General features: G+C 51.3%; 21 protein-coding genes, 1 tRNA gene and 1 pseudogene. 14 read left to right on the forward strand and 9 right to left on the reverse strand.

The annotated features are described in order from the left end of the window. Window positions 1-10: 10 nt before the first annotated feature. Together D8682_RS15785 and D8682_RS15790 are read left to right on the forward strand one after the other, a co-directional pair. Window positions 11-775, forward strand: a complete 765-nt coding sequence (locus D8682_RS15785; protein ID WP_064542117.1) for an amino acid ABC transporter permease — start codon at window positions 11-13, stop codon at window positions 773-775. After that, on the forward strand, window positions 762-1,484 hold the full coding sequence (locus tag D8682_RS15790; protein ID WP_121814668.1) for an amino acid ABC transporter ATP-binding protein: 723 nt from the start codon (window positions 762-764) through the stop codon (window positions 1,482-1,484). Before D8682_RS15785 ends, D8682_RS15790 begins: the two co-directional genes overlap by 14 nt. 249 nt (window positions 1,485-1,733) lie before the next feature. On the opposite strand, the gene emrD is transcribed toward D8682_RS15790, so the two are convergent. Beyond that, a complete protein-coding gene (gene emrD, locus D8682_RS15795) occupies window positions 1,734-2,918 on the reverse strand; it encodes a multidrug efflux MFS transporter EmrD (protein ID WP_121814669.1) in 1,185 nt (394 codons plus the stop codon). Window positions 2,919-3,228: 310 nt separating this feature from the next. On the opposite strand from emrD, the pseudogene D8682_RS15800 reads away from it, so the two are divergent. Further along, a pseudogene (locus D8682_RS15800) lies at window positions 3,229-3,521 on the forward strand (DUF6404 family protein). Between the two features lie 60 nt (window positions 3,522-3,581). Here the strand turns inward: D8682_RS15800 and D8682_RS26770 are convergent. Both D8682_RS26770 and D8682_RS15810 read right to left on the reverse strand, forming a co-directional pair. After that, window positions 3,582-3,671, reverse strand: coding sequence for a type I toxin-antitoxin system toxin TisB (locus D8682_RS26770; protein WP_157092911.1), 90 nt, complete (start codon window positions 3,669-3,671; stop codon window positions 3,582-3,584). 429 nt (window positions 3,672-4,100) lie between these two features. After that, window positions 4,101-4,508, reverse strand: a complete 408-nt coding sequence (locus tag D8682_RS15810; RefSeq protein WP_238392772.1) for a hypothetical protein — start codon at window positions 4,506-4,508, stop codon at window positions 4,101-4,103. Between the two features lie 93 nt (window positions 4,509-4,601). Here D8682_RS15810 and D8682_RS15815 point away from each other — a divergent pair, with 93 nt between their 5' ends. Continuing rightward, window positions 4,602-5,219 carry a DUF5666 domain-containing protein gene (locus tag D8682_RS15815; RefSeq protein ID WP_064542129.1) on the forward strand — a complete coding sequence of 206 codons (618 nt, stop codon included), beginning with the start codon at window positions 4,602-4,604 and terminating at the stop codon, window positions 5,217-5,219. Window positions 5,220-5,287: 68 nt separating this feature from the next. Here the strand turns inward: D8682_RS15815 and D8682_RS15820 are convergent, their stop codons facing one another. Beyond that, window positions 5,288-5,950 (reverse strand): OmpA family lipoprotein, encoded by a 663-nt coding sequence (locus tag D8682_RS15820; protein WP_064542132.1) that lies wholly within the window; start codon window positions 5,948-5,950, stop codon window positions 5,288-5,290. Between the two features lie 166 nt (window positions 5,951-6,116). Between D8682_RS15820 and D8682_RS15825 the strand changes: the two genes are divergently transcribed. Next, window positions 6,117-8,447: a molybdopterin guanine dinucleotide-containing S/N-oxide reductase gene (locus D8682_RS15825; protein ID WP_121814671.1), complete on the forward strand. Its 2,331-nt coding sequence runs from the start codon at window positions 6,117-6,119 to the stop codon at window positions 8,445-8,447. Here the strand turns inward: D8682_RS15825 and D8682_RS15830 are convergent. Next, window positions 8,416-8,856 carry an N-acetyltransferase gene (locus tag D8682_RS15830; protein ID WP_064542137.1) on the reverse strand — a complete coding sequence of 147 codons (441 nt, stop codon included), beginning with the start codon at window positions 8,854-8,856 and terminating at the stop codon, window positions 8,416-8,418. The two genes, D8682_RS15825 and D8682_RS15830, sit on opposite strands and share 32 nt — an antisense overlap. Beyond that, window positions 8,853-9,416: a DNA-3-methyladenine glycosylase I gene (tag, locus tag D8682_RS15835; RefSeq protein ID WP_121814672.1), complete on the reverse strand. Its 564-nt coding sequence runs from the start codon at window positions 9,414-9,416 to the stop codon at window positions 8,853-8,855. The genes D8682_RS15830 and tag overlap by 4 nt, the downstream gene beginning before the upstream one ends. Window positions 9,417-9,680: 264 nt before the next feature. On the opposite strand from tag, the gene D8682_RS15840 reads away from it, so the two are divergent. The 4 genes from D8682_RS15840 (at window position 9,681) to D8682_RS15855 (ending at window position 14,031) form a co-directional block, all read left to right on the forward strand. Continuing rightward, window positions 9,681-10,394 carry an autotransporter domain-containing protein gene (locus D8682_RS15840; protein ID WP_121814673.1) on the forward strand — a complete coding sequence of 238 codons (714 nt, stop codon included), beginning with the start codon at window positions 9,681-9,683 and terminating at the stop codon, window positions 10,392-10,394. Window positions 10,395-10,632: 238 nt separating this feature from the next. Then, the gene (locus D8682_RS15845; protein ID WP_064542146.1) at window positions 10,633-11,835 is read left to right on the forward strand and encodes an MFS transporter; all 1,203 of its coding nucleotides are present in this window, start codon (window positions 10,633-10,635) and stop codon (window positions 11,833-11,835) included. Between the two features lie 336 nt (window positions 11,836-12,171). Continuing rightward, window positions 12,172-13,854 (forward strand): kdo(2)-lipid A phosphoethanolamine 7''-transferase, encoded by a 1,683-nt coding sequence (eptB, locus tag D8682_RS15850; protein ID WP_121814674.1) that lies wholly within the window; start codon window positions 12,172-12,174, stop codon window positions 13,852-13,854. 100 nt (window positions 13,855-13,954) lie between these two features. Then, a tRNA-Pro gene (locus tag D8682_RS15855) sits at window positions 13,955-14,031 on the forward strand. 161 nt (window positions 14,032-14,192) lie between these two features. Here the strand turns inward: D8682_RS15855 and D8682_RS15860 are convergent. Continuing rightward, window positions 14,193-14,861 (reverse strand): DUF3829 domain-containing protein, encoded by a 669-nt coding sequence (locus D8682_RS15860; RefSeq protein ID WP_064542154.1) that lies wholly within the window; start codon window positions 14,859-14,861, stop codon window positions 14,193-14,195. A gap of 774 nt (window positions 14,862-15,635) precedes the next feature. On the opposite strand from D8682_RS15860, the gene dppA reads away from it, so the two are divergent. From dppA to dppF, 5 genes are all read left to right on the forward strand, one after another. Then, the gene (gene dppA / locus D8682_RS15865; protein ID WP_064542157.1) at window positions 15,636-17,243 is read left to right on the forward strand and encodes a dipeptide ABC transporter periplasmic-binding protein DppA; all 1,608 of its coding nucleotides are present in this window, start codon (window positions 15,636-15,638) and stop codon (window positions 17,241-17,243) included. 333 nt (window positions 17,244-17,576) lie between these two features. Beyond that, a complete protein-coding gene (gene dppB, locus D8682_RS15870; protein ID WP_064542160.1) occupies window positions 17,577-18,596 on the forward strand; it encodes a dipeptide ABC transporter permease DppB in 1,020 nt (339 codons plus the stop codon). Window positions 18,597-18,605: 9 nt separating this feature from the next. Next, window positions 18,606-19,523: a dipeptide ABC transporter permease DppC gene (gene dppC, locus D8682_RS15875; RefSeq protein ID WP_064542163.1), complete on the forward strand. Its 918-nt coding sequence runs from the start codon at window positions 18,606-18,608 to the stop codon at window positions 19,521-19,523. Between the two features lie 11 nt (window positions 19,524-19,534). Beyond that, a complete protein-coding gene (gene dppD / locus D8682_RS15880; protein ID WP_064514762.1) occupies window positions 19,535-20,518 on the forward strand; it encodes a dipeptide ABC transporter ATP-binding protein in 984 nt (327 codons plus the stop codon). Next, complete coding sequence (gene dppF, locus D8682_RS15885) at window positions 20,515-21,519, forward strand: dipeptide ABC transporter ATP-binding subunit DppF (RefSeq protein WP_121814675.1); 1,005 nt, start codon at window positions 20,515-20,517, stop codon at window positions 21,517-21,519. The genes dppD and dppF overlap by 4 nt, the downstream gene beginning before the upstream one ends. Before the next feature lie 338 nt (window positions 21,520-21,857). Here dppF and D8682_RS15890 read toward each other — a convergent pair whose 3' ends face one another. Together D8682_RS15890 and D8682_RS15895 are read right to left on the reverse strand one after the other, a co-directional pair. Next, window positions 21,858-22,583 carry a DUF3142 domain-containing protein gene (locus tag D8682_RS15890; RefSeq protein ID WP_121814676.1) on the reverse strand — a complete coding sequence of 242 codons (726 nt, stop codon included), beginning with the start codon at window positions 22,581-22,583 and terminating at the stop codon, window positions 21,858-21,860. Then, window positions 22,553-24,709 carry a hypothetical protein gene (locus D8682_RS15895; RefSeq protein ID WP_121815717.1) on the reverse strand — a complete coding sequence of 719 codons (2,157 nt, stop codon included), beginning with the start codon at window positions 24,707-24,709 and terminating at the stop codon, window positions 22,553-22,555. Before D8682_RS15895 ends, D8682_RS15890 begins: the two co-directional genes overlap by 31 nt. Between the last annotated feature and the right edge of the window lie 103 nt (window positions 24,710-24,812).

Genomic DNA, 24,812 nt, shown 5'->3' on the forward strand with positions numbered 1-24,812 from the left:
AAGGACAGGTATGACCGGATTTCGCTGGGAGATAATCTCAGAATACGCGCCCCTTTTTATGCAAGGCGCGATAATGACCATCAAGTGCACCATCATTTGCGTGATTTTAGGCACCACCTGGGGCTTGCTGCTCGGGCTGGGCCGTATGGCGCATGCCGAAGACGGCCCATGGAAACATGTGCTGCGCTATGCAGTGCAGTGGCCAGTGCGCGTTTATGTTAGTGCGTTTCGTGGCACGCCACTGTTCGTGCAAATCATGGTGGTTCACTTCGCGCTGGTGCCGCTGTTTATCAACCCACGTGACGGGATGCTGGTCACCAGCGGGCTGATGTCGGTAGATTTTGCCCGCGAACTGCGTTCTGAATACGGCGCGTTTCTGTCGTGTGTGGTGGCGATTACGCTAAACGCCGGGGCTTATGTCTCTGAAATTTTCCGTGCGGGTATTCAGTCAATCGACAAAGGCCAGATGGAAGCATCGCGTGCCTTGGGGATGGGCTGGGGCAAAACGATGCGCAAAGTGATTTTGCCGCAGGCGTTCCGCCGTATTCTGCCTCCGCTGGGTAATAATGCCATCGCGATTGTGAAAGATTCTTCGTTGGCTTCGGCGATTGGCCTGGCTGATTTGGCTTACGCCGCACGTACCGTTTCTGGCGCTTATGCGACTTATTGGGAGCCGTACCTGACGATCTCTCTGGTGTATTGGGTGCTGACGTTCATGCTCTCGCTGATGGTGCAACACATGGAAAAGAGGTTTGGCAAAAGTGATTCACGTTAAGGATTTACAGAAACAGTTTGGCAAAACTCATGTGCTGCGCGGCATCTCGTGTGACATTGCTCCGCAGGAAGTGGTGTGCGTGATTGGCCCGTCCGGTTCCGGTAAAAGTACCTTCTTACGCTGCCTGAATGCGCTGGAAAAGCCAGATGGCGGCGAGGTTGTGGTCAATGGTTTAGCGGTTCACGACCCGAAAACTAATCTCAACACCCTGCGTGCAGGCGTGGGCATGGTGTTCCAGCGTTTTAACCTGTTCCCGCATATGACAGTGCTGGAAAACCTGACGATGGCACCGATGTCGCTTAAAGGTTTGTCGAAAGCCGAAGCCGTGTCGCGTGCGGAAAAACTACTGCAAAAGGTTGGCCTGATCGACAAAATAGACGCCTGGCCATCGAGCCTTTCCGGTGGGCAACAGCAGCGTGTGGCGATTGCCCGTGCGCTGGCAATGGAACCGTCGATCATTCTGTTTGATGAGCCGACTTCCGCACTCGACCCGGAGTTAGTCGGTGAAGTGCTGGCGGTAATGAAACAGTTGGCGCTGGAAGGCATGACGATGGTGATTGTCACACACGAAATGGGCTTTGCCCGTGAAGTGGCCGACCGCGTGGTGTTTATCGATCAGGGTGTGATTCAGGAACAAGGGCCGCCGTCGCAGCTGTTTACTGCACCGCAAAACCCACGGACGAAAGAGTTTTTGAGTAAGATGCTTTAAGTTTTTCCCCTCTCCCCGACCCTCTCCCCGTAGGGGCGAGGGAGAAAACCGATCTGTTCCCTCTCACCCTTGGGAGAGAGTTAGGGCGAGGGAGAAAACCGGTCTGTTCCCTCTCACCCTTGGGACAGAGTTAGGGCGAGGGAGAAAACCGATTTGTTCCCTCTCACCCTTGGGAGAGAGTTAGGGCGAGGGAGAAAACCGATTTGTCCCCTCTCCCTCAGGGAGAGGGCCAGGGTGAGGGGGAAATCCCTACGCCGCTTCCTCATGCTGCTGGAATTTATGCGCCAGCGGCAGCCAGCAGAACAAAATCATCACGCCCATCGCCGTCATTAACATTCCGAGGCTAAACTGCCCGGTCTGTGGCAGCAAGGCGGAAAACCACGCCATTGCCCCAGAACCCATATTTTGCAGCCCACCAACCAATGCGCCAGCAGTCCCGGCGAGGTATGGGAATGGCTCCATTGCACCACTGGTAGCCAGCGGGAATAGCATTCCGGCGCCGAAGAAGAACAGCGCAGCAGGTACCAGTAGAGTCCAGATATTCATGAAACCGAGCCAGCCTGGGATCCACATTAAAATACCCGCAACCAGGCAGCTCAAAACCGCTTGCCACATCAACGATGAAAAACGTGCATTTTGACGGCCCGCGTACCACGAACCAAAAAATGCCGCCGGAATCGGCAGGATAAACAGAATACTCACCACCACGCCGTTAAGCCCCAGCACACCGCCCATCAATACGCCGGAACAGGCTTCAAAGACCGCTACACCCGCAAGACCACCTACCAGCATCAGCAAGTAGCAATTGAACGAGCCGCTACCCAGCAGCGTTTTGTAACTCGCCATCAGGCGTTGAGGAGTTGCCTGGACAGGGCGTGTTTCTGGCAGCCAGCGCAGCATGCAGAAACCGACAATGATGCACAGCACCAGCAGGAAGCCGTAACAAGCACGCCAGCCCCAAACGGAATCAAGCAAGCTGCCAATGATCGGTGCGATCAGCGGGCTGACCAGGATCCCCATGTTCAGCAAGCTATTGGCTGAACGAAGCGAGGCACCTTCGTAGAGATCTCGCGGCATGGTGCGCGCCATGACGCCAGCGACACCGGTTCCCATCCCTTGCAATGCACTGGCAATCACCAGGGCGGTTAAATTGGTGGTAAACAGTGCCCACACTGTTGCGAGGATGAAAATACTCATGCCCGCCAGAATGACCGGGCGGCGACCAATGCGGTCGGAAATTGGCCCGTAAACCAGTTGTGAAACGCCATAGGTCAGCAAATATGCCGCCATCACTTGCTGGATTGCACCGTTGCGCACACCGAAGTCGTGAGCCATATCGGGAATCGACGGGATATAAATGGTTTGCGTCATCTGCCCGACGGCAACCAAAAGAATTAACATCATCAGTAGGTGAATGTTGGCTAGCTTTTTCATTTTCTCAAGTGTGTTGTAGGGATTTAAATGCCAAAAGCCAGTTTATAAAACTGACTGCGTCAAAAAATCGAGAGGAATCTACCACACAAAGATAATGAAGCCCTATGGTGTCATGCTTTTTGATAGGGGATTTAATGGCAGCTTTTAAAGCCTGAACGGCAATTTTTGTTGCCAGAAATGAGTGATGTGCCGCAGTGCGATCTAAAGACGAGATATATCTTTGAAGTTAAAAATGATTATCAGGAGATACGCAGGGATGGATTTCGAAGCGAAGAAACAACGTGCGCTCAATTTACTTGCCAAAACAGGGATGTGGAAAAGCACTTATGCTCCACTCTATGTCAATTTGCTCTGGCGTTTTAATTTCAGGTGCCGGCCTCCTCATTTTGTTCCTTTTTACATGACTTTCCTGAACTTCAGCCTCTACTTTGGCGTGCTGTGGGGGGAATTATGTGGTTTCTGCAATGGCGTCATGATGGAGATAGTGCTGAAGGTATATTGTTGAAAATACTGTCAGCGGGAGTGACGTTCGGTTTAATAATGACCATGTATTACGCCTTAAGTCGGTGGTATTACAGATTACCCGCCTGGGAAGATGTATAGCTTTTTTATTAAAAGGAGGCGGTTTCCCGCCTCCTTTTGGTGCGGCTTGAAGGCCATGAATTACTTGAAGTATTTCATGGCAAGTTCAAGCAGTTGCAGCAAGGCAACCATGAGTTTCAGAAACGCAATTGCCAGTTCCATCAAGCCCATACGCTTTCTCCTGTGGCCAGGAGCACTTTCAGCCGACGAGCCTTTCCGCTGCCTGTTGCCTGCTGAATTTGTTGAGGTGATCCGATGTGCTCCTCTGAGGTTAAGGCACTGACGGCACCACCCGTTTCAGCCAGGACTTAAATTGCGCGGCGGTTTGCGGCCTCAGAGCACATCACATTCAACACACTCAGTATATCCATTGTACTGTATAAATAAACAGGTGAAAGATGAAAATGCGAACAGCTTCGCAAGCCACAGATTTATGCGTTGTTCACATTAGCAGCAAGTATTTGCACCTGGGTGGGTTTCGTCGTATATTTTGGAGGTTGATGTGATCTGGTGTGCGAAGCAGTAAAAGCACTAGCAGCAAAAACAAAAAACCTCGCCTCACCAGCGGGGTTTTTTGTTTTTGTAGGTTCTGAAATTGACTTAGTTGTAAAACCCCTGGGGAACGGATTGCCCGAAACCATCGCCGCTGTCGGTGCTGTTATCCTGCCGTCCTCGTGCTTCCAGCCTGTCTGCACGCATTTTCTCACTTATTTCTCTGCGCTGCTCAGTGGTTAAATTTTCACGGCCATAATACTGATCCGGATATTGCGAGCGCATCATTAATGCCTCGTTAGTCTCTGTCGGACTAATAGTTTTATGCCCGTCATAGCCTGAAGTATCAGTCGATGAGCAGCCAATAATGGTGAGCGGGATAAGCAATATCAAAGCGTATTTATAAGCCATATTGTTTCCTGAACCAGCACGGTGGTTATCGAATTCACGCAGCGTATCACGATAGTTTAGTCGCGACTGCCAGCCGTAACACGATTCGACGAAATCTTTAAACACACTCTTTCACGCCACTTTCCTCCCCGATTTTCATTCACGAATTACCCTTAATGAGCTTGCTAATTATTCATTCGCTGAAAACAGGAGAGAGACATGCTAAAGCATCGTTTGTCCGCTTTATTGCTCAGTGTTCTGATGCTGAGTACGGGAGTTGTGGCGGCTCAAGTTGATAATGTCATTAGGCCAATTCGCGGAACAATTGATTCGGTGAATGACCATTCAGTCATCATCACCACCCGACAGGGGGAAAAGCTCGATGTGGTTTTGACAGACAAAACCAAAGTGAACAGCATCAGCGAGGCCAAAATCAGTGATATCAAGCCTGATAGTTTTATTGGCACGGCTGCTGTCCAGCAGGCTGATGGTACGCTGAAGGCGCTGGAAGTCCATGTGTTTGCCCCAAGCTTGCGTGGCTCAGGCGAAGGCTTTAATCCCTTTGAATCTGCAGATGGTAACGTGAATACCATGACGAACGGGACGGTGGGTAAACTGGTGAATAGCCAGGGCCGCACCATGACAGTGAAGGTTAAAGACATGGAGAAAACGGTGATTGTGCCGGACGATGTACCCGTCGTCTTGATTACCCCAGGCTCACGAAACTTGCTGCAACCCGGTACCAAAGTGATGGTACATGCTGCGAAAGACGATAAAGGCCAGTTGGTGGCGCGTGGTATTTCTGCTGGCAAAAACGGGCTTACGCCACCGATGTGAATTTTTGGGTTTATACCAGGATGGAAAATCATCGCCCCGACATATGGCCGGGGCGAGAAAGCCAAAGATTAAGCTAATGGGCTCAATGTAATTTCTACGCGGCGATTCTGCGCTTTGCCTTCAGCAGTGCTGTTGCTGGCAATTGGGTTCGCCGGGCCTGCACCGGTGGTGCGTACACGGTTAGCTGCCACGCCCTGGGTGATAAGTGCGCTACCTACACCGTCGGCACGTTGCTGGGAGAGCTTCATATTCAGCTCGTTGCTGCCAGTGCTGTCGGTGTAACCCACGACGTTAACCGCAGTTTTCGGATATTCTTTCAGTACCATCGCCACGCCGGTCAGGGTGTTCGCCCCAGCAGGTTTAAGCGTTGCGCTGCTGCTGTCAAAAGTGACGTTGTTTGGCATATTAAGTACGATGTTGTCGCCATTACGCGTCACGCTTACGCCAGTTCCCTGCATTTTTTCACGCAGTTTAGCTTCTTGCACATCCATGTAATAACCAACGCCACCACCTAATGCAGCACCCGCTGCGGCACCAATCAGTGCGCCTTTGCCGCGATCTTTTTTCGATGAGGAAAGAGCGCCGATGCCAGCACCTACCAGTGAGCCAAGACCTGCTCCGACACCCGCTTTTCCAGCTTCACGCTCGCCGGTGTAAGGGTTGGTAGTACAGCCAGAAACTGCTAACGTGCCGCAAACTATGGCGGCAATCATCATGACGCGTTTTTTCATCTTATTTCCTTGGTGAATTAAATAAAGCAACCGCATGCTAAGCGGCGGTTGATTATGCCGTGTGAATATGTCGATGTTTCTATAGAGTCGTCTGAATTTGTAAACAAAATATCGAGTGGTCATTAGATCGCCACATGCCCATTACCTGCAAACACGGGAGCCCAAATTGGCTAGCGCATTCTCACCAAACAAGAAAATTCTCACGGCCGCACACTGGGGCCCGATGCTGGTTGAAACGGACGGCGAGCGTGTCCTCAGTTCCACTGGCGCACTGGAAACCGGGCATGAGAATTCATTGCAAAGTGCGGTTCCGGACCAGGTCCACAGTAAGGCTCGTGTGCAATTTCCGATGGCCCGAAAAGGTTTCCTGGCATCACCCGATGCACCACAGGGTGTGCGTGGTGAGGATGAATATGTGCGGATTAGCTGGGATGAAGCGCTGCAACTCATTCACCAGCAGCATCAACGCATTCGCCAGACTTATGGTGCAGCCGCTATTTTTGCCGGTTCCTACGGCTGGCGCTCCAATGGTGTGCTGCATAAAGCGGCGACGTTACTGCAACGCTATATGAGCCTGGCGGGCGGATATACCGGGCATCTGGGTGATTATTCGACCGGTGCGGCACAGGTCATCATGCCGTATGTGGTTGGCTCCAATGAAGTTTATCAACAGCAAACCAGCTGGCCGCTGGTGCTTGAGCATAGCGAAGTGGTGGTGTTGTGGAGTGCTAACCCACTAAATACGCTGAAGATCGCCTGGAACGCCAGCGATGAGCAGGGGGTGAAGTATTTCGAACAGCTGAAGGCTAGCGGTAAAACTGTAATCGCCATTGATCCGATGCGATCGGAGACGGTGGATTTCCTCGGTGAAAAAGTGCAGTGGATTGCGCCGAATATGGGAACCGATGTGGCGTTGATGCTGGGTATCGCCCACACGCTGGCAAAAAATGGCTGGCACGATGTGCCATTCCTGGCACGCTGCACTCACGGTTACGACAAATTTGCGGCTTATCTGTTGGGCGAATCTGACGGCCAGCCAAAAACGGCGCATTGGGCGGCAGAGATTTGCGGCGTACCGGCGCAAACCATCGAAGATCTGGCGCGTTTATTTAGTGAAAAACGCACCATGCTAATGTCGGGCTGGGGAATGCAGCGCCAGCAGTACGGCGAGCAAAAACACTGGATGCTGGTGACGCTGGCGGCGATGCTTGGGCAGATTGGAACGCCCGGCGGCGGTTTTGGGCTGTCTTATCACTTTGCGAATGGCGGTAATCCGACGCGTCGCGCGGCTGTGTTGGGGTCTCTGCAGGGGGCGCTGGCGAATGGAACTGATGCCGTGGAAAAAATCCCAGTGGCGCGCATTGTGGAAGCGCTGGAAAACCCTGGTGGCGAGTATCAGCATAATGGGCAGCAAAAAACCTTCCCGGACATCCGCATGTTGTGGTGGGCGGGCGGTGCCAATTTTACCCATCATCAGGACACTAACCGCCTGATTAAAGCCTGGCAGAAACCTGAGTTGGTGGTGATTTCCGAATGCTTCTGGACGGCTGCCGCAAAACACGCGGATATTGTGTTGCCGATCACCACATCTTTTGAGCGCAACGATTTGACGATGACTGGCGATTACAGCAACCAGCATCTGGTGCCAATGAAGCAGGTGGTTTCACCACAGGCGGAGGCACGTAATGATTTCGACGTTTTTGCACAGCTTAGTGCTCTCTGGGAAGAGGGGGGTGAAACGCGCTTCACGGAAGGCAAAACCGAGCTGCAATGGCTGGAAGAGTTTTACGAAATTGCGCGTAAGCGCGGAGCGGCTCAACAAGTAGAACTACCCGATTTCCAGCAGTTCTGGGAATCTAACCAGTTGATAGAAATGCCAGAAAGTGAGAAGAACGCCGCTTTCATCCGTTTTGCTGATTTCCGCACCGATCCACAGGCTAATCCGTTAAAAACTCCGAGCGGCAAAATCGAAATCTATTCAGAGCGCATCGCCAGTTTTGCTTATGCTGATTGCCCGGGGCACCCGACCTGGCTTGCGCCGAATGAATGGCAGGGCAATGCCGCAGCAGGCCAGCTTCAACTGCTTTCATCGCATCCGGCGCACCGCTTGCACAGCCAACTTAACTATGCGGCACTACGCGAGAAATACGCCATTGCCGGACGCGAGCCGTTAACGCTACATCCTAAAGATGCCGCTGAACGTGGTATTGCGGATGGCGATTTGGTGCGGGTGTGGAATGCCCGTGGGCAGGTGTTGGTCGGGGCTTTAGTGACGGATGGCATCAAGCCGGGCGTAGTCTGTATTCATCAGGGCGCATGGCCCGATCTGAATGACGATAAGCTGTGTAAAAACGGTGCGGTTAACGTGCTGACGCTGGATATACCGACTTCGCGGCTCGCCAATGGTTGCGCGGCGAACTCTTCACTGGTGTGGGCCGAAAAATATCTCGGCCCTGCTCCGGAGGTTACAGCGTTTCTCCCTCCGGCCAGCTCATAATCCACGTCGGGTGGTGCGTTTCATTTTGCCAGGCGCTTTCTTCAATGCGAAAGCCCTGGTGGTGGTAAAAATCCACTGCCCGATAATTCTTCTGGTAAACCTCAAGGCTCAGCGCGGGATACTGCTTTTTGACGTGTGCCATCAAAGCAGTGCCAATTCCCTTGCCGATAAACGGTTCACTCACAAACAGCGCACCAATAAACAGTGAATCCATCACGCTGATAAAGCCGGCTATTTTATCGTTTTGGAGATAAACCCAGGTCACCGATTGTGGAATATAAACGTTCCGCACGATGGATTCGCTTTCATGCCAATAGCTTTCGCTAATAAACGGATGAGCATCAATGGTGCTGGCAAGCCAAAGTGCTATCAGCTCATCCATTTCATGGGGTTGTAGACGGCGGATCATTTGAGATTATCAGGGTGGCAGAAGCAACTCGTCACGTGGTCGTTGACCAGACCACAGGCCTGCATGAATGAGTAGCAGATCGTGGAGCCGACAAATTTGAAGCCACGTTTTTTTAGTGCCTTGGATAGCGCATCTGAAGCGGGGGTGGTAGTCGGGATTTCAGCAAGCGTAGCGGCTTGTGTCACTTGCGCCTGGTTGTCGACAAACGACCAGACAAATTCAGGGAATTTTTCGCCGTTGGCTTCCATCGCGAGGTACGCTTTTGCGTTATTGATAATGGCTTCTAGTTTTCCACGATGGCGGATAATGCTGGCGTCCTGAACCAGCAAGTCGACATCTTCTGGTTGCAGTAACGCCACGGCTTGCGGGTCAAAATTTTTAAAGCAGCGACGATAGTTTTCACGTTTTTTCAGCACCGTAATCCAGGACAAACCGGCTTGTTGTCCTTCAAGGCAGATCATCTCGAAAAGGTGTTGCCCATCGGTCACCGGTACGCCCCATTCTTTATCGTGATATTCCATGTAAAGCGGATCCTGAGACACCCATCCACAACGAATCATACGTTTCTCCTTCGATGAAATTTCTCGTGCCAACTTGACGTGCCAGATAAAGAGACAATAGTTAAATCAGGGCTATCCCCGTCATACTTCAAGTTGCCTCATCGTTGGCTGCGTTTACTCACCCGAATCACTTACTCATGTAAGTTCATCGGGACTCGCTCTCTGGCCGCCTCGATGCACCTTGAATTATTTTGGGGCTATCCGCAAGCCCGCCAAAAAGACTAAAAATATCGCCGGATTTGGCTCTTTCCTGGAGTCGCTTGAATGATCATAAATATATGCAGTGGTCGCCGTGTCACTTTCACCACGGTGCTGGCTTTGTGTTGTCTGTCTTATGCTACGAATGTATTTGCCTGGCAACAAGAATATGTTGTTGAGGATGCTCCAGGCGAAATGCAGGATCATTACACTTGGGACAGTAGTCACCAACCAAGTTATAACGATATTCTTGCAGAACGGATTAATTCTTCGTTTACCTCCCAAAACCAGGAGGGGCTGCTGCTCGTTTCTGGCAACGATAGTGTGACAGCTGATAGCTCACTTTTGGGTATTGGCTGGAATATCGATTTGCCTGGAAATTTCACCACCGGGCCGACCGCAAAGTACAGTTGGGATAGCTCATCGACTGGGATATATAACGAGTACGGTGATTCGGCGGTTGGCTCACGATTTACCGATCAACTGTGGCATGCCAGCGTGTCCACTGTGGGCTGGCGGGTAGATTCATCACTCGGTTATCTGCGCCCGTGGGCACAGGTAAGCTATAACCATCAGTACGGCGAGAACTTGTGGAAAGCCCCGTCCGGGATGAGGGCGAATACTGCGTCGGGGCAGGATAGCAACTGGATGGATATTACCGTCGGTGCCGATATGCCAATTAGTAAAAATATGGCGGCATTTGCTTCGATGTCACAAGCAGAAGGTTTAACCACTGGCGAGGCCTATATTTATAACGTCGGCGTTAGTGCGAAATTCTGATCATTGATTTAACCTTGAACACTGATAATTAACATCTAATTATCAGTGTTTACGCAGCCTCCATTGATAGTAATTACTAACCGTTCAAAAAATTAAGACAACGTCCAGGTCATTCATTCCCTCTCAGAGGCATTTCATTCCGGCCTGAGTGCATCTCATGCCTTTTTCTCCTGGAATAAAATGCACTTCGTTACTCTTGGCAGCAGAAGATTTCTCTTAAATTTTGCGGACATCTGCCATGAATAATGCCAACTACAACCGTACACGCTGGTTAACTCTGATCGGCACCATCATTACTCAGTTTGCCCTCGGTTCCGTTTATACCTGGAGCCTGTTCAATAGCGCGCTGTCGCAAAAACTGGGTGAGCCAATCAGCCAGGTGGCGTTCTCCTTTGGTTTGTTAAGCCTTGGCCTTGCGATTTCTTCCTCCGTCGCAGGGAAATTGCAGGAACGTTTTGGTGTTCGTAACGTGACGATGGCTGCTGGTGTGCTGCTGGGTGTCGGCTTCTTCCTGACCGCTCACTCCGACAACTTGCTGATGTTATGGCTGAGCGCTGGTGTGCTGGTAGGCCTCGCTGATGGCGCAGGTTACCTGATAACACTCTCTAACTGCGTGAAGTGGTTCCCGGAGCGTAAAGGTCTGATTTCCGCCCTTGCCATTGGTTCATACGGCCTCGGCAGCTTAGGTTTTAAATATATCGACAGCCATTTGCTGGCAACCGTTGGCCTTGAAAGCACCTTTATGATTTGGGGTGGGCTGGCAATGGTGATGATTCTGTTCGGTTCAATGCTGATGAAAGATGCGCCATTGCAGGAAGTGAAAACAGTGAATGGTGTGACTGAAAAAGATTACACCCTTGCAGAATCTATGCGTCAACCACAGTACTGGATGCTGGCAATTATGTTCCTGACTGCCTGCATGAGTGGTTTGTATGTCATTGGTGTAGCGAAAGATATTGCCCAGGGCATGGTGCATTTGACTGCTGAATCTGCGGCTAACGCAGTCACTGTTATCGCCATTGCTAACCTGAGCGGCCGTTTAGTGCTTGGCATTCTGTCTGATAAAATCGCCCGCATCCGCGTTATCACTATCGGCCAGGTGATTTCTTTAGTCGGTATGGCGGCACTGCTGTTCGCCCCGCTCAACGAAGCGACTTTCTTCGCAGCGATAGCTTGTGTGGCCTTTAACTTCGGCGGCACCATCACCGTTTATCCATCACTGGTCAGTGAGTTCTTTGGGCTGAATAACCTGACTAAAAACTACGGTGTGATTTACTTAGGGTTTGGTATTGGCAGCATCTGCGGTTCGATTATCGCGTCGGTCTTTGGCGGCTTCTATGTCACCTTCTGCGTTATCTTCGCGCTGCTGATTTTGTCCCTGGCGATTTCCACGACTATCCGTACGCCGGCACGAGAAGTTCTGCAACAAGCTCACGCTTGATAACCCTATATTAATGCCGCAAACCATGCCGCCGTGATGTTATACGGCGGCATAATTCATTGTGAAATCCCCGAAGTCATCCTTCCTTGTGTCTGTTCATTGTTATGTCGTCTAAAACGGTAAATCAGAGCGGAGAAATGTAAACAGCATCCCGGTTTAGGATTTTTGCCGATACTTTTTGCCAGCCCTATGCTCTACTAATCCGTTCCAAAAACTGGTTAATAATCGTCCTGAACGGGACTTTATTTTTTCATCGCTCAGAATTTTCCAGTCTAAAGGGAGTCTGAGTGGTGTTTATGACATTTCTTTTTTTGCTTTATTTTTTCGGACAACTGCATGAATTACGTTAAATCGATGACCCAACAGAAGCTGTGCTTACTGTTAGCGGTGTACATCGGACTATTTTTAAACCTTTCGGTTTTTTACCATCGTTTCGAAGGATTCATTCGGGAATTTAGCGGATTAAAAGCTGTCGCTATGCTGGCTGAAATCGCGGCATGCGTGCTGGTCACCTTCTTTTTGCTTCGTTTGTTATCGTTGTTTGGCCGCGCAATTTGGCGAATTTTCGCCACCCTGGTTGTAGTGTTCTCTGTTGCCGCCAGCTACTACATGACGTTACTTAATGTCGTCATTGGCTACGGGATTATTGCCTCGGTCATGACCACCGATATCGACCTTTCGAAAGAAATTGTCGGTTATCAGTTCGTGATGTGGATGATTTTGGTCAGCGTTATCCCGCTGGCGCTCATTTGGGGTAGCAACACGCGTGACACGCTGCTTCATCAGTTAAAAACACCGGGCCAACGGATCAAAAATGTGGCCATTGTGCTGCTGGCCGGGCTGATGGTTTGGGCGCCGTTGCGTTGGTTGGATAAACAACAAAACCGCACTGAGAAACGCTCGACCGTTGATATGCCGAGCTATGGTGGCGTGGTCGCTAACTCATATCTGCCATCAAATTGGGTTTCCGCATTAGGTCTTTTTGCCTGGGCTCAGGCTGATGAATCAACAGATAACAACTCGCTGATGAATCCAGCAAAGAAGTTCACTTATGTCGCGCCCAAAGAGCTGGATGATACCTATGTGGTGTTTGTGATTGGCGAAACGACACGCTGGGATCACATGGGGATTTTGGGTTATGACCGTGATACCACACCAAAACTCGCCAAAGAGAAAAACCTCGTCGCTTTCCGTGGCGAATCCTGCGATACCGCCACCAAGCTTTCATTGCGCTGTATGTTTGTGCGTGAAGGTGGCGCGGAAGACAACCCGCAGCGGACGTTAAAAGAACAGAACGTGTTTGCTGTCCTTAAGCAACTTGGCTTTAGTTCTGAGCTGTTTGCGATGCAAAGTGAAGTGTGGTTCTACGGTAATACCATGGCAGACAACTTCTCTTACCGTGAGCAAATCGCTGCTGAACCGCGTAACAGCGGCAAACAAGTCGACGATATGTTGCTGGTTGAGGAGATGAAGCGTTCGGTTGATATGCATCCTGACGGCAAACATCTTATTATTCTGCACACTAAAGGTTCGCACTTCTCCTATGTGCAACGCTATCCGCGCAGCTTCGCTAAATGGGCTCCTGAGTGCGTCAGTATTGATTCAGAGTGCAGTAAAGAGCAGTTGATTAACGCATTCGATAACTCGGTGCTGTACACCGACACGGTGCTGGATAGCGTGATATCTGAGTTACGAGATAAACGGGCGATTATTTTCTACGCCTCGGATCATGGCGAATCGATTGATGAGAAGAAACATCTGCATGGTACGCCACGTAACATGGCGCCACCTGAGCAATTCCGTGTACCGTTGTTAGTCTGGGCTTCCGATAAATATCTGGAAAACCCGGAGCGGGCACGTGAGTTTGAGCACATGCAGGCACAAGCGAAAATGAAAGTGCCGCACCGCCATGTGGAGTTGTATGACACCATTTTGGGTTGCCTGGGATACACATCGCCGGACGGCGGTATTAACCAGAATAACAACTGGTGCCATGTGCCGAACAAGGCGAAACAGTAACTTTTTTGCCACATATGCTGGAATTTGAATCAAACGGACATAATTTTAAGTATCAGGGATTGACGGCTAAAACGGTGCGCAGTAAGATGCGCTCCGCATTCGGCGAGTAGCGCAGCTTGGTAGCGCAACTGGTTTGGGACCAGTGGGTCGGAGGTTCGAATCCTCTCTCGCCGACCAAATTCAAGAAAACCCAATCGAAAGATTGGGTTTTTTTACGTCTGTAGTTTATGGGTTTCGCGCAAATGGTGGATGACGCTAACGCTTATCCACCCTACCAAATCAAAATCGAACCGTAGGTCGGATAAGCGTTAGCGTCATCCGACAAAACACCCGCATTGCTAATGCAGCTCATTAAAACTGCTCACCACATTGTTATAGCTGCGGGTCACTCTTCCCACCGAGCCTTTCACCATCCATTCAGTGACACCGCCAATCTGGCCTTTCTCGCCTTCGGTATAAGGAACGCTATTCTGATGTCGCTGAATGCGTTCTGCTAATAACTTGTCGTATTGGTCAGCCGCATCGAGCAGGAAGCTATAACGAATCAGGCTGGAATTATTTGATGACGGCGCTGCTTTATAACATTCTTGCGCCGCGCTAATCAGCGAATTGAGCTGCACCAACTGTAATTGTGCTTCTTCCGGGATAAACGTATCTTTGCTCACTATTTGTGTTGCTTTACTGGCATGAATAATAAGGGCGAGTGAATAATAGATTAATGTTTTCCCCTGGTTTTTTTCTATATCGGAAAGTGTGTTCAGGTAATTTTTAATATCACTTTCAGCTAAATTATCGCTCCAGTATGGGAAATCGCCATTTTGAATAGTCCCCGGGATTTTCGGAAGGTCACTACACAGGGCATGCCGGGTGTCTGCCTGTTCGGCACTGGCGCTTTCAGAAGCTTTAGGCTGCTTATCATCACACCCAGAAATTAATAAGCCTGCAAAAATGGTACTAATTAGAATTTTAGATGTTTTCTTGTGAAAGCATTCCTTGCGTAAATACATATTAATTCCAGGCGGAAAGACTCAAACATATTAATAATGCTGTAGCACGGTCAAGAATTATTCCGTACTAAAATAGACTTGTTATTTATATTCCTTTAGTTTTTTTAATTTTTGGCATCAGTTATCCGCACCGGCATGACGACCTGTTTAACGACCAAAAGTGGGTTTCTGCCGCGGTTTGCGTTGTATCAACCTCGTGTGGACGATTTTGTGACATTTTCCATTGTATTTTGTTATGGAAAATCGTGGTTTATTACCTCGATGCTTATGTTTCATACCAGCATGATTCGCTGTAAGAGAAGTGGATCACAAAACATATCGTTCAGATAATCAGCATTCGGCAATAATTTTTACAGAAATGACACATCTGAATACGACTGTAGGTCGACTTTTAATCAGTGGAATATTCTATAAACATGGCAGTAGCATAAATTTCCCTGCTGGAAATAGAGCGACAGGCTTTTTTTTAACTTTGTTCGCCGATTCTCACCTCGGTTGTAAATCCCCCTTACCTATATTGACGTTTTACTCATCTATTGACAGATTGTAGGGCGTGAGGGGCAAATTATGGACAGTCCGCACTACCACACAGCTAGCCTGACGAAAGGAACCCCTGGTCTCACCATCGCCTCCGGGCACACCGAACGGACCGCACTCCAATAACAAAGGTCTAACGGATAAAAACAACACGACACATGTCCCGATAGATTTCTTATGTCAGCCAACAAAGCGGTAATAAGAATGAATAAGGGAACATCACAACGGAGCAGAAGAATGAGTCTTTCCTTGAAGAAGTCAGGGATGCTGAAATTTGGTCTGAGCCTGGTGGCCCTGACCGTAGCAGCTAGCGTTCAGGCAAAAACCCTGGTTTATTGCTCAGAAGGTTCCCCAGAAGGTTTTAACCCTCAGCTGTTCACCTCTGGTACCACTTACGATGCCAGCTCAGTGCCAATTTATAACCGTCTGGTTGAATTCAAAACCGGCACCACCGAAATCATCCCTGGTCTGGCTGAGAAATGGGAAGTTAGCGAAGACGGCAAAACCTATACCTTCCACCTTCGTTCAGGTGTGAAGTGGCAGGACAACAAAGATTTCAAACCAACACGCGATCTGAATGCTGATGACGTGGTGTTCTCGTTCGATCGTCAGAAGAATGCTAACAACCCGTACCACAAAGTTTCTGGCGGCAGCTACGAATACTTCGAAGGCATGGGCTTATCTGACCTGATCAGCGAAATTAAGAAAGTGGACGACAATACCGTTCAGTTCGTGCTGACGCGCCCAGAGTCGCCATTCCTGGCTGACCTTGCGATGGACTTCGCCTCTATTCTTTCCAAAGAATACGCTGACAACATGATGAAAGCCGGCACGCCGGAAAAAACTGACCTGAACCCAATCGGTACCGGTCCGTTCCAGCTGCTGCAATACCAGAAAGATTCTCGCATTCTGTACAAAGCGTTCCCGGGCTACTGGGGCACCAAGCCGCAGATCGACCGTCTGGTGTTCTCCATCACGCCTGATGCTTCTGTGCGTTACGCAAAACTGCAGAAAAACGAGTGCCAGGTTATGCCGTATCCAAACCCGGCTGACATCGCGCGCATGAAAGAAGACAAGAGCATCAACCTGATGGAACAGGCTGGCCTGAACGTGGGTTACCTGTCTTTCAACACCGAGAAGAAACCGTTTGATGACGTAAAAGTGCGTCAGGCGCTGACTTACGCGGTGAACAAAGAATCGATCATCAAAGCGGTTTACCAGGGCGCAGGCACTGCGGCTAAAAACCTGATCCCACCAACCATGTGGGGTTACAACGATGACGTGAAGGATTACACCTACGATCCTGAAAAAGCGAAAGCGCTGCTGAAAGAATCCGGCCACGCTGAAGGCTTCACCGTTGACCTGTGGGCCATGCCAGTACAACGTCCGTACAACCCGAACGCTCGCCGTATGGCTGAGATGATTCAGGCTGACTGGGCGAAAGTCGGTGTGACCGCCAAAATTGTAACCTACGAGTGGGGCGAGTATCTGAAACGCGCCAAAGCAGGTGAGCACCAGGCTGTCATGATGGGCTGGACTGGCGACAATGGGGATCCGGATAACTTCTTCGCCACCCTGTTCAGCTGTGCAGCGGCGAAAGACGGTTCTAACTACTCTCGCTGGTGCTACAAGCCGTTTGAAGAGCTGATTCAACCTGCGCGTGCTACTGACGATCACAACAAGCGTATCGAGCTGTACAAGCAAGCTCAGGTCGTGATGCATGATCAGGCTCCGGCGCTGATCGTTGCTCACTCCACGGTATACGAGCCAGTGCGCAAAGAAGTGAAAGGTTACGTGGTTGACCCATTGGGCAAACACCACTTTGAGAACGTGTCAGTAGAATAATACTGGTAGATATCCCCCTCACCCCGCCCCTCTCCCTTAGGGAGAGGGAGGAGATCGAGAGGGATTTTTTCCCTCTCCTGGGGGAGAGGGCTAGGGTGAGGGCGACAAGTCCAACAACCCGACGCCATCCTCCAGGTTTGTGGAAATTTTTGTGAGCAATACAATCCTGCCTCAATTTATGCTAACCGTCAGATTTCTGGTTGCAGGAAGGCGGCAAGCTCGGGAATCCTCAGGAGCTTACTTGAGTAAGTAACTGGGGTGACTGAGTGAAGCCAACGCACCTGTGGCCTGAAAGATGAGGGTTAGGGCGGGAGATTACAGAGAATCCGGGTTATGTTGCAGTTCATCCTCCGACGTCTGGGATTAGTTATCCCCACGTTTATCGGTATTACCCTTCTTACCTTCGCCTTCGTGCACATGATTCCCGGTGACCCGGTGATGATTATGGCCGGTGAGCGCGGTATCTCTCCTGAACGTCATGCTCAGTTGTTGGCCGAACTTGGCCTCGACAAGCCGATGTGGCAGCAATACATCCACTATATTTGGGGTGTGATGCACGGCGACCTGGGCATTTCGTTAAAAAGCCGTCTTCCAGTCTGGGACGAATTCGTTCCACGCTTTAAAGCGACCATGGAACTCGGTGTCTGCGCGATGATGTTTGCCGTTGCCGTGGGTATTCCGGTTGGCGTGCTGGCGGCGGTTAAACGTGGTTCCGTGTTTGACCACACTTCGGTGGGCCTTGCGCTGACAGGCTATTCAATGCCTATTTTCTGGTGGGGTATGATGTTAATCATGCTGGTTTCCGTCTACTGGAACCTCACCCCGGTATCAGGGCGCGTTAGCGATACGGTATTCCTCGACGACACCTTGCCGCTCACCGGTTTCATGCTGATAGACACCGCCATATGGGGCGAGCCAGGCGACTTCATCGACGCCGTGGCGCATATGATTTTACCCGCCATCGTGCTTGGTACGATTCCGTTAGCGGTTATCGTGCGTATGACTCGCTCGTCAATGCTGGAAGTGCTCGGCGAAGACTACATCCGTACCGCTCGCGCCAAGGGTTTGACCCGCATGCGCGTTATCGTGGTTCATGCGCTGCGCAACGCCATGTTGCCCGTCGTGACGGTTATCGGCTTGCAGGTTGGTACGTTGCTGGCGGGTGCCATCCTGACGGAAACCATCTTCTCCTGGCCGGGCCTTGGCCGCTGGCTGATTGATGCATTGCAACGTCGTGACTACCCGGTAGTACAGGGCGGCGTATTGTTGGTTGCGACGATGATTATCCTCGTGAACCTGATCGTCGACTTACTGTACGGCGTGGTGAACCCGCGTATACGCCATAAGAAATAAGGGGCCATCATGACGCAATCAACTGAAAAAACAGTCACTGAGAGTAAAGTAGCCGCAGCGCCAGTCCCAATGACGCCGTTCCAGGAATTCTGGCACTACTTTAAACGTAATAAAGGGGCGGTCATCGGCCTGGTGTATGTCACCGTGATGATCCTTATAGCAATCTTCGCCAACGTTCTCGCGCCGCACGGTCCTGCTGAACAGTTCCGTGACTCGTTGCTGCACCCGCCGGTCTGGCAAGAAGGTGGTAGCTGGCAGTTCCTGCTCGGGACTGACGACGTTGGCCGCGACATCATGGCGCGCCTGATGTACGGTGCGCGCCTGTCGCTGCTGGTCGGCTGCCTGGTGGTGGTGCTGTCGTTGGTTATGGGCGTGGTACTTGGCCTGATTGCGGGCTACTTCGGTGGCCTTATCGACAACATCATCATGCGCATTGTCGACATCATGCTGGCACTGCCAAGCCTGCTGTTGGCGCTGGTATTGGTGGCAATCTTCGGCCCGTCTATCGTCAACGCTTCGCTGGCACTGACCTTCGTTGCGCTCCCACACTATGTGCGACTGACGCGCGGTGCGGTGCTGGTGGAAGTCCACCGCGACTATGTCACCGCTTCTCGCGTGGCGGGTGCAAGCCCGATGCGCCAGATGTTCATCAACATTTTACCGAACTGCCTGGCACCGCTTATCGTGCAGGCCTCGCTTGGTTTCTCTAACGCCATTCTCGATATGGCCGCTCTCGGCTTCCTCGGCATGGGTGCGCAACCGCCAACACCGGAGTGGGGCACCATGCTCTCCGACGTGTTGCAGTTCGCACAAAGTGCCTGGTGGGTGGTCACCTTCCCTGGTGTCGCAATCCTGCTGACGGTGCTGGCATTTAACCTGATGGGTGACGGGCTGCGTGATGCGCTCGATCCTAAACTCAAGCAGTAAAGGGCTACGTAATGGCGTTATTGAATGTAAATAAATTATCGGTGCATTTCGGCGACGAAAAGACACCGTTCCGTGCCGTAGACCGCGTGAGTTACAGTGTAAATCAGGGCGAAGTTGTCGGTATTGTTGGGGAATCTGGTTCCGGTAAATCGGTCAGCTCGCTGGCGATTATGGGGCTGATTGATTACCCAGGCCGCGTAATGGCGGAAAAACTGGAATTTAACGGCCAGGATCTGCAAAAGATTTCTGAGAAAGAGCGTCGTAACCTGGTCGGTGCCGAAGTGGCGATGATCTTCCAGGACCCGATGACCAGCCTCAACCCTTGCTACACCGTCGGTTTCCAGATTATGGAAGCCATCAAGGTGCACCAGGGCGGCAACAAGAAAACCCGCGTTCAGCGAGCTATCGACCTGCTGAACCTGGTGGGCATTCCCGATGCGGCTTCGCGTCTGGACGTTTACCCGCACCAGCTTTCCGGCGGTATGAGCCAGCGCGTGATGATCGCGATGGCGATTGCCTGTCGTCCTAAGTTGTTGATTGCCGACGAACCAACCACCGCGCTGGACGTAACTATCCAGGCGCAAATTATCGAGCTGTTACTGGAACTGCAGCAGAAAGAGAACATGGCGCTGATTCTGATCACCCATGACCTCGCGCTGGTAGCGGAAGCGGCACACAAAATCATCGTGATGTACGCCGGGCAAGTGGTGGAAACGGGTGCATCGCAAGATATCTTCCGTGCGCCGCGCCATCCGTACACTCAGGCGCTGCTGCGTGCACTGCCTGAATTTGCGCAGGACAAAGCACGGCTGGCCTCGCTGCCGGGTGTGGTTCCGGGCAAATACGACCGCCCGAACGGCTGCCTGCTCAACCCGCGCTGCCCGTATGCGACCGACAAATGTCGCAGCATAGAACCAGAACTGAACATGGTGGATAACGGGCGTCAGTCCAAATGCCACTTCCCACTCGATGATGCCGGGAGGCCAACGCTATGAGTACCGATAAGGCCACTGCGCAACCTCTGTTGCAGGCCATCGACCTGAAAAAACACTACCCGGTGAAGAAAGGCATTTTCGGCCAGGAACGCCTGGTGAAAGCGCTCGACGGCGTATCATTTGAGCTGGAACGCGGCAAAACGCTGGCGGTGGTGGGTGAATCTGGCTGTGGTAAATCCACGCTGGGCCGCCTGCTGACGATGATTGAAAACCCGACCGGTGGCGAGCTTTACTACCAGGGACAAGATTTGCTCAAGCCTGACGAAACAGCCGAAAAGCTGCGTCGCCAGAAAATCCAGATCGTCTTCCAGAACCCGTACGGCTCGCTGAACCCGCGTAAAAAAGTGGGGCAAATTCTTGAAGAGCCGTTGCAAATCAACACCAGCCTGAGCAAAGCCGAACGCCGTGAAAAAGCGTTGGCGATGATGGCGAAAGTCGGCCTGAAAACCGAGCATTACGACCGCTACCCGCATATGTTTTCCGGCGGCCAGCGCCAGCGTATTGCTATCGCCCGCGGCCTGATGCTCGATCCAGACGTGGTGATTGCCGATGAACCAGTTTCGGCCCTCGACGTTTCCGTGCGAGCGCAGGTTCTGAACCTGATGATGGATTTGCAGCAGGAAATGGGGCTGTCGTATGTGTTCATCTCCCACGATTTGTCGGTGGTGGAACACATCGCTGACGAAGTGATGGTGATGTACTTAGGGCGCTGTGTGGAGAAGGGCACCAAAGACCAGATCTTCTCTAATCCGCGCCACCCGTACACCCAGGCGCTGTTATCAGCCACGCCGCGCCTGAACCCGGACGACCGCCGCGAACGCATCAAACTCACCGGTGAGCTGCCAAGCCCACTGAACCCACCGCCAGGCTGCGCGTTCAATGCCCGCTGCCGCCGTCGCTTCGGGCCGTGCACGCAGTTGCAACCGCAGCTCAAAGAGTACGGTGGCCAGCTGGTGGCTTGCTTTGCTGTTGATCAGGATGAGAACGGGGAAATTCGGTAGGACGAGTGGGAGTCTGTAGACTCCGTTGTTTTTCCGTTCACCTGTACATCTGGTTATCTCTGTAACCGTTGTTAACGGTGAACGTGCCAGGGGAGTTACGCCACTCCCCTGGCGACCCCGGCGCCCGGCAAATAAATCGCCGCTGCGCGGTAAACCCCGATTATTTCCCCAACATGCAGGGTCGTTCGCGACTCGCTCCAGGCGATCGCTCTCTTGCGCCGTTCCCGACGGCGCAACCCTGCCTGAAGGGTAAAAACCGGTGCGATTTAAGCCGGGAACAAGGGCGTCGCTGTAAGATTAGGGAAAACACGGGTTTTCGTAGGGCGGATAAGCTTGCGTCATCCGCCTGAATTAAGCAAAAACACCACTTCCCCCCGATAAAAAGAAGATGTTGCCAGCCGGGTCTGCCAGTTTTTATCCCATTCACCGTTTTGCACCAGGCCAATCTTAAATGGCACGCGCAACTTTAGCAGTGCGGGCAAATAGCGTTGATACTCCTTCACCGTGGTTTTACCCTGATAAGTCTGGATAACCAACTCATCAATAGGCAGAGCATTGAGCTGTTGAATACTGCCCGTTTTTGCCCAATCCAGTAAACCGGTGACGCCCAGCGCAAAACGTTTATCCAGTTTATGGCGAACCCGTAACAGAAATTTTTGGTAGTCCTGCAAGCGGTAGGTTCCAGCATCAAAATCGATTTGCAAACCCACAACATGGTTCCCGGCTGCCGCCCACTTACCGGGTAAATCCAGCACACTGTTCAGAATATCATCAGGTACATCAAGGGTGGTGGTGCGAACGGTTACCCACACGGATGGAAACGCGAGGGGAGAACGAGGTACCCCAAGCTTGATAAATTTGGCGCGGTTTTGACGAGAGACAATCTCACCCTGATGCAGGTACACCACTTGTGCATTCTGCAACGCGGGCTGTGAGCTGACCCCCGACCACAGCCAGTACGCCGTATATTCCTGATGTTTCGCTTCGCTGGGCATTGCTGGCGGCACAATAGTCGCCAGCAATAACAATAACGTTACCAGTAATAGCTGAGCAGTTTTTCCCACTGGTTACCTTTGTATTTGGTTTTCAATTCGGTAAACCAATGTTTACGTGTTTCTGGTTTCACCTCTTCACCGCCACAGTCGTTGTAACCAGACGGGGAATAGCACATCACCGCCCGGTAAAGCGCATAGGTCTTATCTTCGGGTTCCGCTTTCGGATCGTTAATTATCTGCTGATAATAGGCCTGGCGATCCGGAGAGTTGCTTAACGCAGGTTTTGCTATCGCATCGCCCAGTAAGTCATTGCCACCGCCTTCAGCTTCCGTATCAATGTGTGCCGCGGTGTTGCGGAAAAACTCACCCAGGCAATTAAGTGCATGCGCGTCGGTTTTTCTTGCGATGAGTGTTTTCACCGTGTCATCCAGCGAGGCACAGAAATAACCCTTCTCGGCCCGTTCCCCATTCCAGTTAAAGATATCGAGATTGACATCATTGAACGCTTCAAGGGTGACTGGCTTAGTGATATGGCGACGTAGCGACTTATCCGTGTCGTAGCCTTCATAGTCACCCACCATCAGGTCGCGCATCAGCAGCGTATGCAGCGCGATGGTTTTCTCTTCATCATTTACCCCGTGGGTCGCCTGTTGTTGCAGCAGCGCTTTTGGCGCGGCAGTTTTCAGCACCAGCGAGCGATAACGCAGGTTTGTCACTGGACTGTCAGCGGCAAAAATAGCTTCTGGCTGCTGGTTGTTCACCATCACCGCCGCCAGATTCAGTTGTATATATTGCTGTTGTTCTACTGATTGAGTCAGACCAAGCAGATGTTTCCAGTGCGCCAGTGCCTCAGGCCACTGTTTCTGTGCAGCTAACGCGTCACCGTGCAGAACTTGCTGACTAAAGGCGAGTAGATCGCTGGAGGCTAACAAGTTGATAGAGGGGGTGGCTTCAATCACGGCGGCATAATTACCTTCATGATAGTAAAGCCAGGCGTTTTCCAAAAAGCTCCAGTACGGTTGCAACTCTGCGCTGGCAAATATCGGTTTCAGGCTATCAAGATTTTCGCGTGTCACCTCATACGACTTGTTCTGGCCTTGGTTATTCCGGAGCCAGCGTAACGTTTGGGTGAAAGTCAGCATCGGTGCCTGGGCGTCACTGATAAACGGCTCATAGTTACCGAAACTATCCCTGCTTTGGAATTTGTCATCCAGCTCAGAAATGACTTTATGCAATGAGTCTACGTCTGGTGCCTGGGCCAGGGCTTTTTCATACAGCGGGGCCAGCTGTTGCCAGTCTTGTAAGTACCAGTTAATTCTGCGCAAAAGCCCGCGAGCGGAATCTGCATAACGCCCTTCAGGCCAGGTCGCTAAATAGGCATTGGCATAATCACGAGCTTCGCTTGCTGCGCCAGTATCGATTTTAGTGGCATCAAACATGCCGTATTCATCAGTCGCCTTGACGGTGCTTTTGTTGAGTGCAACGCGCATCAGCATATAGCTTGATGTTTCAGCGACCCACGGCTGGCTGCTTTTCTGCAAAGCGGTGAACAGGCTATTTGCTTCCACAAAATCGCCAAGGTAAAAGACATTCGCCCCACGGAGATAATCAGAGAAAGCTGCCGTATGGGAGCCAGGTTCGATATCGAAAGCTTCAACCGGGAGGCGGCTATCCGCTTTGTCATAAGAGTTCAGAAAAATATTACCTCGCCATACAGCCAGATGATGACGGTCTTCTGGTTTTATCGTTGGGTCATCAAGCAGTGCCGCGTAGAATTGCTCTACAGATTGCAGGTTATTGGAAATATGGCGGTTTTCTGCGTCTTGATCGTGTTCCCAGGAGGAGGTATCGACGCCTAATGTTTGCGACATTTTGCTGAATGAGGTTTCAGCGACAGGGGCGGGTGTGGTGTTCTCAGTAGAAGGGGTTGCTGTTGGATGAGGTAGATCGTTGTAGCCGATAAATCCAAAGTGATAGCTTCTGCTGCGGGTAAAATCAGGAGGCACGGGCAGGCGAGGTAACGCCAGATTTTTGCGTGCCCCTTCAAGTTGGATCAAATTCACACGCGTATCGTTATCAATATTCAGCCAGGGTACACCGTTAAGCGGGCAATCATCTTGCCATCCACAGCCAAAATCATCATAGGAAGCCTGCGCGTTAAACGTTGTAGCCGCCGTTAACCCGACCAGGGCCATCGCCATCTTATGATTAATTTTCATTGCCTCTGAACATCCTTTTACATGATGAAGGTGCTGACAACAGCATTCTGAAAAACCATACAGAGTATACAGGCTATTA

Origin of the sequence: Buttiauxella sp. 3AFRM03 (genome assembly GCF_003675305.1) — a bacterium.
Taxonomy (GTDB): Bacteria; Pseudomonadota; Gammaproteobacteria; order Enterobacterales; family Enterobacteriaceae; genus Buttiauxella; species Buttiauxella ferragutiae.